The sequence below is a fragment of the Streptomyces sp. CNH287 genome, assembly GCF_000424825.1.
Window position 1 is genome coordinate 324,521 of record NZ_KE384251.1, and the last position, 13,211, is coordinate 337,731.

13 protein-coding genes are annotated in these 13,211 nt (G+C 73.6%); 9 read left to right on the forward strand and 4 right to left on the reverse strand.

The window, feature by feature from the left end; all coding sequences use genetic code 11:
- The first annotated feature begins 224 nt into the window (after nt 1-224).
- From mshD to H299_RS0125160, 4 genes are all read left to right on the forward strand, one after another.
- Entirely contained in the window at nt 225-1,103 is an 879-nt protein-coding gene (mshD, locus tag H299_RS0125145) for a mycothiol synthase (protein ID WP_486587450.1), read from the forward strand.
- Nucleotides 1,104-1,460: 357 nt separating this feature from the next.
- Nucleotides 1,461-3,704 (forward strand): RNA degradosome polyphosphate kinase, encoded by a 2,244-nt coding sequence (locus H299_RS0125150; protein WP_027750667.1) that lies wholly within the window; start codon nt 1,461-1,463, stop codon nt 3,702-3,704.
- Nucleotides 3,705-3,785: 81 nt separating this feature from the next.
- Entirely contained in the window at nt 3,786-5,102 is a 1,317-nt protein-coding gene (locus H299_RS36170) for a CHAD domain-containing protein (protein WP_078513028.1), read from the forward strand.
- Entirely contained in the window at nt 5,099-5,560 is a 462-nt protein-coding gene (locus H299_RS0125160) for an NUDIX hydrolase (RefSeq protein WP_051262900.1), read from the forward strand. The genes H299_RS36170 and H299_RS0125160 overlap by 4 nt, the downstream gene beginning before the upstream one ends.
- A 74-nt stretch (nt 5,561-5,634) precedes the next feature.
- Here H299_RS0125160 and H299_RS0125165 read toward each other — a convergent pair whose 3' ends face one another.
- Nucleotides 5,635-6,432: a hypothetical protein gene (locus tag H299_RS0125165; protein WP_027750669.1), complete on the reverse strand. Its 798-nt coding sequence runs from the start codon at nt 6,430-6,432 to the stop codon at nt 5,635-5,637.
- Nucleotides 6,433-6,587: 155 nt separating this feature from the next.
- Between H299_RS0125165 and mshA the strand changes: the two genes are divergently transcribed.
- The 3 genes from mshA to trxA all read left to right on the forward strand — a co-directional run bounded on the left by mshA (nt 6,588) and on the right by trxA (nt 8,931).
- A complete protein-coding gene (gene mshA, locus H299_RS0125170; RefSeq protein WP_027750670.1) occupies nt 6,588-7,934 on the forward strand; it encodes a D-inositol-3-phosphate glycosyltransferase in 1,347 nt (448 codons plus the stop codon).
- The gene (locus tag H299_RS36175) at nt 7,927-8,538 is read left to right on the forward strand and encodes a type III secretion system chaperone family protein (RefSeq protein WP_078513084.1); all 612 of its coding nucleotides are present in this window, start codon (nt 7,927-7,929) and stop codon (nt 8,536-8,538) included. The genes mshA and H299_RS36175 overlap by 8 nt, the downstream gene beginning before the upstream one ends.
- A gap of 66 nt (nt 8,539-8,604) precedes the next feature.
- The gene (gene trxA, locus H299_RS0125180) at nt 8,605-8,931 is read left to right on the forward strand and encodes a thioredoxin TrxA (protein ID WP_027750671.1); all 327 of its coding nucleotides are present in this window, start codon (nt 8,605-8,607) and stop codon (nt 8,929-8,931) included.
- 12 nt (nt 8,932-8,943) lie between these two features.
- On the opposite strand, the gene H299_RS36180 is transcribed toward trxA, so the two are convergent.
- Nucleotides 8,944-10,323 (reverse strand): MDR family MFS transporter, encoded by a 1,380-nt coding sequence (locus H299_RS36180; RefSeq protein ID WP_051262820.1) that lies wholly within the window; start codon nt 10,321-10,323, stop codon nt 8,944-8,946.
- Nucleotides 10,324-10,517: 194 nt separating this feature from the next.
- On the opposite strand from H299_RS36180, the gene H299_RS0125190 reads away from it, so the two are divergent.
- Nucleotides 10,518-11,279 carry a phosphoglyceromutase gene (locus H299_RS0125190; RefSeq protein WP_027750672.1) on the forward strand — a complete coding sequence of 254 codons (762 nt, stop codon included), beginning with the start codon at nt 10,518-10,520 and terminating at the stop codon, nt 11,277-11,279.
- Between the two features lie 87 nt (nt 11,280-11,366).
- Nucleotides 11,367-11,909, forward strand: coding sequence for an SUKH-4 family immunity protein (locus H299_RS0125195; protein ID WP_027750673.1), 543 nt, complete (start codon nt 11,367-11,369; stop codon nt 11,907-11,909).
- A 221-nt stretch (nt 11,910-12,130) separates the two neighbouring features.
- Here the strand turns inward: H299_RS0125195 and H299_RS40020 are convergent, their stop codons facing one another.
- On the reverse strand, nt 12,131-12,286 hold the full coding sequence (locus tag H299_RS40020; protein ID WP_199782501.1) for a hypothetical protein: 156 nt from the start codon (nt 12,284-12,286) through the stop codon (nt 12,131-12,133).
- Between the two features lie 158 nt (nt 12,287-12,444).
- Nucleotides 12,445-13,143, reverse strand: a complete 699-nt coding sequence (gene phoU / locus H299_RS0125205; RefSeq protein WP_027750674.1) for a phosphate signaling complex protein PhoU — start codon at nt 13,141-13,143, stop codon at nt 12,445-12,447.
- Nucleotides 13,144-13,211 lie beyond the last annotated feature (68 nt).

Consider the following 13,211-nt stretch of genomic DNA (forward strand, 5'->3'; position numbering starts at 1 on the left):
CCTCGGCCCTTCGGGCCTGGGGAGGCCCCATGCCTCGGCCCTTCGGGCCTGGGGAGGCCCCATGCTCGCCGCGTTGTCGGAATCGCTCAGGTACGGGCCCGGTACGAGGGCCATCCTCCGCCTTGCGAGCGCACGCACCAAACGCCGCACAGCCCGGCCTCCGGCCGGACGCCGTCATTTTGACGACAGGGCCTAGGCTCGCCCCCATGAGTGACGTGGTGGTGATGGACGAGGTGTCGCCCGAGGCAGTACGGGAGGCACAGGACCTGATCGACGCGGCGGCCCGTACCGACGGGCAGCCCGCCGTATCCGAGCAGGGGCGCCTCCAGCTGCGCGGCGGACGGCGCGCGGGCGTGCGGCACCTGCTGCTGCGGGAGGGCGGGCGGCTGGTCGGCTACGCGCAGCTGGAGGACACGGACCCCGTCGAGGCCCCGGCGGGCGAGCTGGTCGTCCACCCGGCGCACCGGGGGCGCGGCCACGGCCGCCGGCTCGGGCAGGCGCTGCTGGACACCTCCGGGAAGCGGCTGCGCGTCTGGGCGCACGGCGGCCACCCGGCGGCCCGGCACCTCGCGCAGCTCCTGGGGCTGACCCTCTTCCGCGAGCTGCGCCAGCTGCGCCGTCCGCTCGCCGGGCTGGAACTGCCCGCACCGGCCCTGCCCGCAGACGTGTCCGTCCGCGCCTTCGTCCCCGGGCAGGACGACACGGCCTGGCTCGCGCTCAACGCCCTCGCCTTCGCCCACCACCCCGAGCAGGGCGCCCTCACCCAGCGTGACCTGGACGACCGCAAGGCCCAGCCCTGGTTCGACCCGGCGGGCTTCTTCCTGGCGGTACGCGGCGGGCGGCTGGTCGGCTTCCACTGGACCAAGGTGCACGACGAGGAGCGGCTGGGCGAGGTCTACGTCCTGGGAGTGTCGCCGGACGAGCAGGGCGGCGGCCTGGGCAAGGCCCTGACGACGATCGGGCTGCGCCACCTGGAGCGGGACCGGGATCTGCCGACGGCGATGCTGTACGTCGACGCCGACAACGCCCCGGCGGTGGCGGTCTACGAGCGCCTCGGGTTCCGCACCCACGAGACGGACCTGATGTACCGCACGGAGACCTGAGCCCAGGGTCTGCCGGACACTGCGGACGCTCTCCCCCGGGCGCGCGGAGCCGGTGCGTGAGGGGCCGGGGAGGGGGTGGTGCTTCCGGAACACTCAAGCGTGATGTGCGGCCGCTTGCGGCTCGTACATCATGCCGTTCCGGAAGCACCACCGCCGGACCGGCCCCGCCCACCACCACCCACCCGCGGCGCACCCACCTCCACACCCCGCGCTTCGCGCGGAAACGCGGTGATCCCCTGGCCGCCATGTTCGCTTAACCATGGATTCAAACTCGCTTGCGAGCATCGCGGAATGCAGCCAGCCGCTCGCTCCCCGCTCGCCGCGCCCGGTGACCCCGGTGCGCGGAACAATGGGGTCATGAGCCAGCCAGCCGCACCGCACGCCGCCCAGCCGACCGCACAGCCGTCTGTCGGGGCCATCGCCGCGCACCGGCCGCACACCGTGGTGGGCTCCGGCCCCGCGCTGGAGCCCGATCTCGACTCCGACCCGGACAACTACGAGGAGGGTCCGGGACCGGACGGCGGGCCCGGGGACCTGCCGCAGGGCCGCTTCCTGGACCGGGAGCGAAGCTGGCTCGCGTTCAACGAACGGGTGCTGGAGCTGGCCGAGGACCCCGAGACGCCGCTCGTGGAGCGGGCGAACTTCCTGGCGATCTTCGCGAGCAACCTGGACGAGTTCTTCATGGTCCGGGTGGCCGGGCTCAAACGCCGGATCGCGACCGGGGTCGCCACCCGCTCGGCCTCCGGGCTCCAGCCGCGCGAGGTGCTGGAGCTGATCTGGAACCGTTCGCGGGAGCTGATGGCGCGGCACGCCGCCTGCTTCCAGCAGGACGTCGCGCCCGCGCTCGCGGAGGAGGGCCTGCATCTGATCCGCTGGCCCGAGCTGACCGAGAAGGAGCAGGCCCGGCTCTTCACGCTCTTCCGGCAGCAGATCTACCCGGTGCTGACGCCGCTCGCGGTGGACCCGGCGCACCCGTTCCCGTACATCTCGGGGCTGTCGCTGAATCTGGCCGTGGTCGTGCGGAACCCGCTGAGCGGGCACAATCACTTCGCTCGGGTGAAGGTTCCGCCGCTGCTCGCCCGGTTCCTGGAGGCGTCGCCGCAGCGGTACGTGCCGCTGGAGGACGTCATCGCGGCGCACCTGGAGGAGCTGTTCCCGGGCATGGAGGTGCTGGGGCACCACATGTTCCGCGTCACCCGGAACGAGGACCTCGAGGTCGAGGAGGACGACACCGAGAACCTGCTCCAGGCGCTGGAGAAGGAGCTGATGCGCCGCCGCTTCGGGCCGCCCGTGCGGCTGGAGGTCGAGGAGTCGATCGACCCGTACGTGCTGGACCTGCTGGTGCGCGAGCTGAAGGTCGGCGACGCGGAGGTCTACCCGCTGCCCGGCCCGCTGGACCTGACGGGCCTGTCCGGGATCGCCTCCCGGCTGGACCGGCCGGACCTGAAGTACCGGAAGTTCATCGCGGGCACGCACCGCGACCTGTCGGAGGTCGAGTCGGCGTCCGCCCCCGACATCTTCGCAGCCCTTCGCGAACGCGACGTGATGCTGCACCACCCGTACGACAGCTTCTCCACCTCCGTCCAGGCGTTCATGGAGCAGGCGGCGGCCGACCCGGACGTGCTGGCGATCAAGCAGACGCTCTACCGCACCTCCGGCGACTCCCCGATCGTCGACGCGCTGATCGACGCGGCCGAGTCCGGCAAGCAGGTGCTGGTGCTCGTCGAGCTGAAGGCCCGCTTCGACGAGCAGGCCAACATCAAGTGGGCGCGCAAGCTGGAGGAGGCCGGCTGCCACGTGGTCTACGGGCTGGTCGGGCTGAAGACGCACTGCAAGCTGTCGCTCGTGGTGCGCCAGGAGGGCGACACCCTGCGCCGCTACGCGCACGTCGGCACCGGCAACTACCACCCCAAGACGGCCCGGCTGTACGAGGACCTCGGTCTGCTGACGGCCGACGCGCAGGTGGGCGCCGACCTGTCGGACCTCTTCAACCGGCTCAGCGGCTACTCCCGGCGGGCCACCTACCGGCGGCTGCTGGTGGCGCCCCGCTCGCTGCGCGACGGGCTGGTCTCGCGTATCCAGCGGGAGGTCACCCAGCACGAGGCGGGGCACCCGGCGTACATCCGGATCAAGGTCAACTCGATGGTCGACGAGGCGGTCATCGACGCGCTCTACCGCGCCTCGCAGGCGGGGGTGCGGGTGGACGTGTGGGTGCGCGGCATCTGTGCGCTGCGGCCGGGCGTCGCCGGGCTGAGCGAGAACATCCGGGTGCGGAGCATACTCGGGCGCTTCCTCGAACACTCCAGGGTCTTCATCTTCGGCAACGGAGGTGAGCCGGAGGTGTGGTTCGGGAGCGCGGACATGATGCACCGCAATCTCGACCGCCGGATCGAGGCGCTCGTCCGGGTCACCGACCCCGGGCACCGCGCCTCACTGAACGGGCTGCTGGAGAAGGGGACTTCGGACACCACCGCGTCCTGGCACCTCGGCCCGGACGGCGACTGGACGCGGGTCGCACACGACGCCGACGGCCAGCCGCTGCGGAACATCCAGGAAATGCTGATCGACGCCCGGAGGCGCCGACGTGGCCCAGCTACATGAACCGCCCTCGGCGTACGCCGGGCGTCCTGTGCGAGCGAGGGGTGGCGCGGGCGCCGCGGGCGACGCCGGGGAGGGGCTGTGATGGGGCGGCAGCGGGATTCGGTCGCGGAGGGCTCGGGCGTGGGGCCGCCGGGGGCGGACGAGCGGGGCGAGCTGGTCAGCGCGGCCTCCGGCGGGCAGACGTGCCACGCGCCGAACGGGGCAGGGGTACCGGGGGCGCCCGGCGCATCGGTGGCGCCAGACGCACCGGCCGTACCCGGCGCACCACCCGTACCCGGCGCACCACCCGCGCACGGCGCCCAGGACAGCGCCGGTGAGGTGCTCGCCACGTATCTGCGCGCGCAGGCCACCGAGTTCCTGCGCAGCCTGCGCGTGCACGGCGAGAGCGCGGGCAGCGTCGAGGCCGCCGCGGAGGCCACCGCCGCCGTACGCCAGCTGCGCCGCACCGCCCGGCGCCTCGGCGGCGCGCTGCACACTTACCGCGCCCTGGTCGACACCGGCTGGGCCGACGAACTGCGCGCCGAACTGAGCTGGCTCTCCGGCACCCTGGCCCGCGAGTACGCCTACGCCGCCCGGCTGGACCGGCTGCTCGGCGCGCTGCACCGGCTCGCGAGCGACGGCGGTACGGGCGGCCCGGCACACGGCGGCCGTGCCGGTGCCGCGGGCGGCGGATCGCCGGGCGGCGGCGCGCTGCCGGTGGGCGCCGCCCGCGCGGGCGCGCTGCTGGAGCGGCAGCTGACCCTCTCCCGCACGCGGGCGCACTCGGCCGCGCTCCAGGCGCTGGGCTCCTCGCGGTTCCACGCCGTCGCCGACGCGGTGGCCGTGCTCGCCTCCGAGACGCCGCTGGTGCCCGAGGCGGACGGCCTCCCGGTGGGCGACTCGCTGGTGCCGCTCGCCGAGCAGGCGCAGCGGCGGCTGGCCGAGGCGCTCGACCTGCTGCCGCTGGCCCGCGCGGAGCACCCGTACAACGCGGAGGCGCTCACTCGTTCACTGGCGGTCGAGACGCAGGGGGACACCTCCTGGCACCAGGTACGGCTGCTGCTGCGGCTGCACCGGTACGCGCGCGAGGTGCTGCGCGGCGCCGACGCGGCCGGGGCCCGGGACGGAGCCGGGGCCCGTGACGGGGCGCCCGGGGCGGTGCTGGCGGACCAGCGGGACCTGTGGGACGCCGACCACCGGCTCGGCCCGGCCAGCCGCGCGCTCGACCGGCACCGCGACGCCGCGGAGGCCGCCGCCGCGGCTGCCGCCGCAGCCCGTACGCCGCGCATCGCCCCGGCCACCGCGTACGCGCTGGGCGTGCTGCATGCCGACCAGCGGCACGAGGTCGAGGCGGCCCGGTTCGCGTTCGGCCGCCTGTGGACGCCGAGATCGCCGGCGCCTACGAGGGCCGCGCCGTGACACGGGCGGGGGAGCCCGCGTCGGCGCCGGACGGCCCGGACGCTCCGCGCCCCGTACAGGCGGCGGGCTGCGTGCTGTGGCGGCGGCGCCCTCCGTACGGGGCGGGGATCGAGATCGGCCTCGTACACCGGCCCCGCTACGACGACTGGTCGCATCCCAAGGGCAAGCTCAAGCGCGGCGAGGAAGCGCTGGAGGCCGCGGTGCGGGAGGTGCGCGAGGAGACCGGCATGGCGTGCGCGCCCGGCGCCGCGCTGCCGAGCACCCGCTACGCCACCGAGGACGGGCGGCCCAAGCGGGTCCGCTACTGGGCGGCCGAGGCGACCGGCGGCTCCTTCGCCCCCAACGACGAGGTGGACCGGCTGGTCTGGCTGCCCCCGGCCGAGGCCCGGCACCGGCTGACGCACGAACGGGACCGGCTGCTGGTCGACGCGCTGCTGTCGGTCCTGCACGCGGCCTGACTCCGGCCCCGGCCTTGGCCCCTGGTGTTGCCCCGGTCGGCCCCGGCCCCTGCGCGCGGCCCGGCCCGTCCGGTTCAGGCGAGCGGTGCGAGCGCGTCCCAGCGGACGGTCAGCTCCCCCTGGCGCCAGCGGCGGGCGTCGTCCGCGAGCGGCCAGTGGCCGCCGAGCGCCTGGGCGGCGCGCACCCAGCGCTGCCGCGCGCCCAGGGCCCCGTACGGTGCGGCGCTCGCCCACGCGCGGTCGAAGTCGCGCAGGAACGCGTGCACCCGCTCGCCCGGCACGTTGCGGTGGATGAGCGCCTTGGGCAGCCGCTCGGCCAGGTCGGACGGCCGGGCCAGCGACGCGAGCCGGGCGGCGAAGGTGACGGTACGGGGCCCGTCCGGGCCGAGCGCGACCCATACGTGCCGCCGCCCGATCTCGTCGCAGGTCCCCTCCACCAGCAGCCCGCCCGGCGCCAGCCGCCCGCACAGCCGCGCCCACACGGGCTCCACCTGGCCCTCCGGGTACTGGCGCAGCACGTTCGCGGCCCGGATGAGCAGGGGCGCCCGTTCCGCCGCGACCTCGAAGCCGCCGCGGCGGAAGCGGAGTCCGGGCCGCTCCCAGGGCTGCGCGGCGGCGACCCGGGCCGGGTCGATCTCGACGCCGAGGACCTCGGTGTCCGGCCGGGTCCGGCGCAGCCGCAGCAGGAGTTCGACGGCCGTCCAGGGCGCGGCGCCGTAGCCGAGGTCGACGGCCAGTGGCGGTTCGTCCGCACGACGCAGCGCGGGGGCGTGGGTGTGGGCGATCCAGCGGTCCATGCGGCGCAGGCGGTTGGGGTGGGTGGTCCCGCGGGTGGCCGACCCGACGGGGCGGCTGGGGGCGCGGCCGGACATACGGCGAGCCTACGGGGGCCGCGCCCGCCCGTACGACCCGCCTGTCCCGGAGGCCCGCGCGAACGAATAGAGTCAAGCTTCGGCAAAGACGAAATGCGGGGCAACCCTCCCGGTGTTGTGCGGGTTGTTTCCGTCGTGGAGGAGGCACCGGGCCCGTGAGCCAGCAGGTATCGAGGTTCAGTGGTCCAGGTGGCGTCCTCGCCGCACGCTCCCGGCTGCGCCGCGCCGCGCGGGCCCCGCGCCGGGTGGCGATGCTGAGCGTGCACACCTCCCCGCTGCACCAGCCGGGCACCGGCGACGCCGGCGGGATGAACGTCTACATCGTGGAGCTGGCCCGGCAGCTCGCCGCCCGCGGCGTCGAGGTGGAGATCTTCACCCGGGCGACGACCGGCGGCCTGGCCCCCACCGTCGAACTGACCCCCGGCGTGCTCGTGCGGCACATCGACGCGGGCCCGTACGAGGGCCTGGCCAAGGAGGAACTGCCCGCCCAGCTGTGCGCCTTCACGCATGGCGTGATGCAGGTGTGGGCGGGCCACCGGCCCGACCACTTCGACCTGGTCCACTCGCACTACTGGCTCTCCGGCCAGGTCGGCTGGCTGGCCTCGGAGCGCTGGGGCGTGCCCCTGGTGCACACCATGCACACCATGGCGAAGGTCAAGAACGCCGCCCTGGCCGAGGGCGACACCCCCGAGCCGCCCGCGCGCGTCATCGGGGAGACGCAGATCGTACGGGCCGCCGACCGGCTGATCGCGAACACCGCCGAGGAGGCCGAGGAGCTGGTCCACCACTACGACGCCGCCCCCTCCGGCACGGCCGTCGTCCACCCCGGCGTGAACCTCCACCGTTTCCGCCCCGCCGACGGCCGCGCCGCCGCGCGCGACCGGCTCGGCCTGCCGCAGCACGCGCTGATCCCGCTCTTCGCGGGCCGTATCCAGCCGCTGAAGGCGCCGGACATCCTGCTCCGCGCCGTCGCGATGCTCGTACGGGACGACCCGGCGCTGCGCGGCAGGCTGCTGGTCCCGGTGGTCGGCGGGCCCAGCGGCAGCGGGCTGGCGAAGCCGGAGGGGCTGCAGAAGCTGGCCGCGCGGCTGGGCATCACCGACCTCGTGCGCTTCCGGCCGCCGGTCGGCCAGCGGGAGCTGGCGGACTGGTACCGCGCGGCGAGTGTGCTGGTCATGCCCTCGTACAGCGAGTCCTTCGGGCTGGTCGCGGCGGAGGCGCAGGCGTGCGGCACCCCGGTGGTCGCGGCGGCGGTGGGCGGGCTGCCGGTTGCGGTGCGGGACGGCGAGAGCGGTTTCCTGATCGCCGGACACGACCCGGCGGAGTACGCGCGTGCGCTGCGCCGCTTCGTGGACGACGGGACCCGTACGGAACGGATGGGCGCGGCGGCGGCCCGGCACGCCCAGCGCTTCGGCTGGGACGCGACCGCCGCCACGACGGTGGACGTCTACACCGATGCGCGGCAGGCGCGGCGCGGTCACCTACGATCCCTGCATGGCTGAGGCGGAGGCGGAAGCACAGGCGGGGAAGTCCGGCGCGGCGGCACGACAGGAGCCCCTGGCACGACAGCAGTCCCCGGCACCACCGGAGCCGGTCGCGGTGATCGAGCGGGTGCTGGGGGAGTCCGGGCTGGAGTGGGAGAACCCGGCCGAGGGCAGCTACGTCGTCACGCTGCCAGGCACCCGGAAGCTGTCGACGACCTGCTCGCTGATCGTGGGGCGGCACTCCCTCTCGGTCAACGCGTTCGTCGTGCGCCACCCCGACGAGAACCACGCCGAGGTGCACCGCTGGCTGCTGGAGCGCAACACCCGCCTGTACGGGGTGAGTTACGCGATCGACCGGCTCGGCGACATCTACCTCGTGGGGCGGCTCCCGCTGAGCGTGGTCACCCCCGAGGGGCTGGACCAACTGCTGGGCACCGTCCTGGAGAACGCCGACGGCTCCTTCAACACCCTGCTGGAGATGGGCTTCGCGAGCGCGATCCGCAAGGAGTACGAGTGGCGCGTCTCGCGCGGCGAACCCACCCGCAACCTGGCGGCGTTCACCCGGCTGACGCGGCCCTCGGACACCGGCGCGGCAGACGAGGAACCCCGCCGCACCGAGTGACGGTTCCGGTGGCCCGCGCCCGGGTAGCGATCCAGGAGGCCCCGACAGTCCGCACAGGGAGGGCTCATGAGCGAACACAGCTTCGATGTCACCGACGCGTCGTTCTCCGCGGACGTCGTGGCGGCCCCCGGTCCGGCCCTGGTGCACTTCTGGGCGGAATGGGCCGGACCGTGCAAGATGATCGCGCCGCACCTCGACGCACTCGCCGAGGAGTACGGCGGGCGGTTCGTCCTGGCCCGGCACAACATCGACCAGCAGCCGAGGACGGCGCCCCTGTACGACGTCCAGGGGATTCCGACGCTGCTGCTCTTCCGGGGCGGCGAAGTGGTGGCGCGGAAGGTCGGTGCCCACAGCGAGGGCCAGCTGCGCGAATTCCTCGACGCGCACCTCTGAACCGCCGGCCGGTCAGGCCCGGGTCCCTTCGGCGGGACCCCCAGTGGGGCCCTCGCCTGCGGTCGCTGCGGCTGCGGCTTCCGCCGGTCCCCGCCGCGGCGCCGGGGCCGGGGCCGGCGCCTCGTCGGCCGGGACCCGGCGCAGCAGCAGCCCGTACCCCACCGCCGTCACGGTGCCGATCACCGCGCTGGCCGCCCACAGCGTGTCCGCCCCGAACCGGTCGATGACCAGGCCGCCCAGCAGCGGTGCGGTCAGCGAGGCGACCGACCAGGACATGACGTACATCCCCTGGTACCGGCCACGGCCGTGGGTCGGCGAGAGGCGCACCACCAGGCCCATCTGGGTGGGCGAGTTGATGATCTCGCCGAGCGTCCACACAGCCACCGCGAGCACGTAGAACGCCACCGAACCGGCGAACGCGTGCAGCCCGAAGCCGTAGCCGGTCAGCAGCGCGGAGACGACGAGCAGCCTGCCGGGGTCGCGGTGTTCGATGAGGCGGGTGACCGGGATCTGCAGCACCACGATCAGCAGGCCGTTCGCCGCGATGACGAGCCCGAAGTCGGTGCTGGAGAAGCCGTCCAGGCCCATCGACACCGGCAGGGCGACGTACCCCTGCTGGAAGAGGAGCGCGAGCGCCAGGTTGAGGCCGACGACGGCCATGAAGCGGCCGTCGCGCACCACCGTGCCCATCGAGACGGCGGCGCTTCCCGCACCCCCGGCCGGGCCGGCACCGGCACCGGTCCCCGCCCCCGGCGCGCCCGTCCCCGTCCCCGTCCCCGTCCCCTTCCCCTCCGCCTCCGGCCTCGACTCCGGCAGCTTCGCGAAGACGAGCAGCGCGCACGCCAGCACCATCACGGCCTCGCCGACGAACAGGAAGCGGTAGCTGTACTGGGCGATCAGCCCGGCGGAGGCCGACGCGACGGCGAACCCCATGTTCAGTGCCCAGTAGTTGAGCGCGAAGGCGCGCACCCGGTCCTGCGGGGCCACGATGTCCGCCATCATCGCCTGGACGGCGGGCCGGGACCCGTTGGTCGCCATGCCGACCGCGCACGCCAGCACCGCGATCGCCACCGGATGCTCCACGAAGCCGAGCGCCGCCACCGACAGGGACGTCGAGACCTGGGCGATCAGCAGCGTCGGCCGCCGGCCCAGCCGGTCCGCCAGCACCCCGGCGCCGAGGGAGGAGACGACGCCGCCCAGCCCGTACAGGGCGCCGACCAGTCCGGCGTACGAGGCGGAGTAGCCGCGCTCGACCGTCAGGTAGAGCGCCAGGAAGGTGGCGACGAAGGCACCCAGCCGGTTGATGAGCGTGGTGGTCCACAGCCACCAGAACTGGCGGGGCAGCCCGGAGACGCTCTCGGTGAGGGCTCGGCGCATGCCGGACGGAGACATGGGTGACCCCTTCACGTGGACGGGAGGTGCGGGTGCGCGTGCGGTGCGCCGCCGGGCGGCGCGGCCCGGAGGTAAGTACCCCTGGCGTTACCCGCACGTTACGCACGCCAGCGCGCGCGAGGCCATCGGATTGACGGACCGCGTCAAACGACGGCCGGACGCGACCGCCGAACGGGGTCGATTAGTCTCGGAGCATGGCCGACGCACCGTACAAGCTGATCCTCCTCCGCCACGGCGAGAGCGAGTGGAACGCCAAGAACCTGTTCACCGGCTGGGTGGACGTCAACCTGAACGAGAAGGGCGAGAAGGAGGCGGTCCGGGGCGGCGAGCTGCTCAAGGACGCCGGGCTTCTCCCCGACGTCGTGCACACTTCCCTCCAGAAGCGCGCCATCCGCACCGCGAACCTCGCCCTCGTCGCCGCCGACCGGCACTGGATTCCCGTCCACCGCAGCTGGCGGCTGAACGAGCGGCACTACGGCGCCCTCCAGGGCAAGGACAAGGCGCAGACCCTCGCGGAGTTCGGCGAGGAGCAGTTCATGCTCTGGCGCCGCTCCTACGACACCCCGCCGCCGGAACTGGCGGACGGCGCCGAATGGTCGCAGAGCGGTGACCCGCGCTACGCCGACATCCCGAGCGAGCTGCGCCCGCGCACCGAGTGCCTCAAGGACGTCGTCACCAGGATGCTGCCGTACTGGTACGACGGCATCGTGCCGGACCTGCTCACCGGCCGCACGGTCCTGGTCGCCGCGCACGGCAACTCGCTGCGCGCGCTGGTCAAGCACCTGGACGGCGTCTCCGACGGGGAGATCGCCGGGCTCAACATCCCGACCGGCATCCCGCTCTCCTACGAGCTGGACGCCGACTTCCGCCCGCTCAACCCCGGCGGCACCTACCTCGACCCGGCCGCCGCGGCGGCGGCCATCGAGGCCGTCAAGAACCAGGGCAAGAAGAAGTAGCCCGCCGCGCACAAGCCCCCTGCCTGCGGTCTCTCCGCCGGCAGGGGGCTCGTTGCACTTTCGCGAACCGGACCACCTGGAGCAGCCGTGATCAACTCGGCGGGTTATCTGAGCGCATTCTCCTACGAGGGAATCGAGATCAACAGGGCCCAACCCGCACAGCTGACAGGAAAAGTCCCCGACCAGAAAGCCGCACGCCTGCTGACCGAATTCGGCCTGCCGCAGCAACTCGGGGACGACGTTTTCTTCCATGACATCGTGAGCAGTTGCATCACGATGGGGGAGCAGCTTCGGGAGGTCGGAGGCGCCACGCCAACCGAGGTGGACGACCTGCTGTATCTCGGAGCCGGGGTGCGTGCCGGAGTCCTGCTGCTCAACGGGCGTACCGGGGAAGTCCTGTCGTGGAGCAACGAGCAGACCACCCTGATAAACACCCACCTTCAGCTCTTCCTCGAGTTCATCTGCGGAATCCAGGAAAAGATCAACGAACTGGAGGAAGCCGAGGGACTGCCCGGTGGGACATACGACGAACTCATCGACCGCGTCCTGCGGTCCCTGGCGGTTATCGACCCACAGGCACCCGCTCAATCCGGGGATTACTGGGACGGAATGCTCCGGAGCCTCCTCTGACCCGGGGCAGCGTTCCGGTCCGTGGCGTGTTCCCCGCCGTGCCGCCTCGCTCGCGGGCCGTCCGAGGGCGATCGCGCCGGCCGATGGTGGCGGCTGGCGGCCGGGCGCCCCTCCGCTCCCGGACCAGCGAAACGCAAGCAGCCGCCACGCGCAGGGCCTGGGCCGGTGCCGGGGTGGCGCCGGGCCCAGGCCCTGCGTGGTCGGCCGGTGCCGGCCGGGGGTCAGCCGCAGCAGCCGCCGCACTGGCAGCTGCCGCCGGACTGGCAGCCGCAGCCGCAGCCGGGACCGCAGCCGCAGGCGCCCAGCAGGGGCAGCGGCGTGCGCTCCGCGGAGCGGTCGGGGGACGTGGGCGCGTGCTGGTGTGGAGACTCGGACATGAGTACCTCCTCGGCAAGGGTTCCCGCCATTGCACGCCCGGCCGCGACGCCGGGGCAAGGGCGCATGCCCCGCGCATCCGCCCCGTACGGGAGCGCTCCGCACGCCCCTCGTACGTCACCCCGCCGGGCGCGCCCACCCGGTCACGCGCTGGGCGCGGTTACGCGTTCTCGACCGGGGCCGTCCCGTCGGTGGGCACCGCGTTCGGGTCCAGCTCGTCCGCGTAGTCGCCCGTCACCAGGTAGACGACGCGGCGCGCCACCGAGACCCCGTGGTCCGCGAAGCGCTCGTAGTAGCGGCCGAGGAGGGTGACGTCGACGGCCGTCTCGATGCCGTGCTTCCAGCGGTCGTCCATCAGGTGCTGGAAGAGGGTGCGGTGCAGGTCGTCCATCTTGTCGTCGTCCTGCTCCAGCTGGAGCGCCAGGTCGACGTCCTTGGTGATGATCACCTCGCCCGCCTTGGCCATCAGCCGCTGCGCCAGCTGCCCCATCTCGAGCAGCGTGGCCTGGAGGTCGCGCGGCACCGGTGAGTTGGGGAAGCGCAGCCGCGCGACCTTGGCGACGTGCTGGGCGAGGTCGCCCGAGCGCTCCAGGTCGGCGCTCATGCGCAGCGAGGTGACCACGATCCGCAGATCGGTGGCGACGGGCTGCTGCCGCGCGAGCAGCTGGATGGCCCGGGTCTCCAGGTCGCGCTGGAGGTCGTCCACCTTCTCGTCCGCCGCGATCACGCTCTCGGCGAGCTTCAGATCCGCGTCCAGCATCGCCGTCGTGGCGCGCCCGATGGCTGAGCCGACGAGCCGCGCCATCTCGACCAGGCTGTCGCTGATGGAGTCGAGCTCCTCGTGGTACGCGTCCCGCATGATGGTCCTTCCCTCGCATGGCCTATTCATGGGAGCCGGGCCCCCCTGGTGATCTGGCGCACCAGATC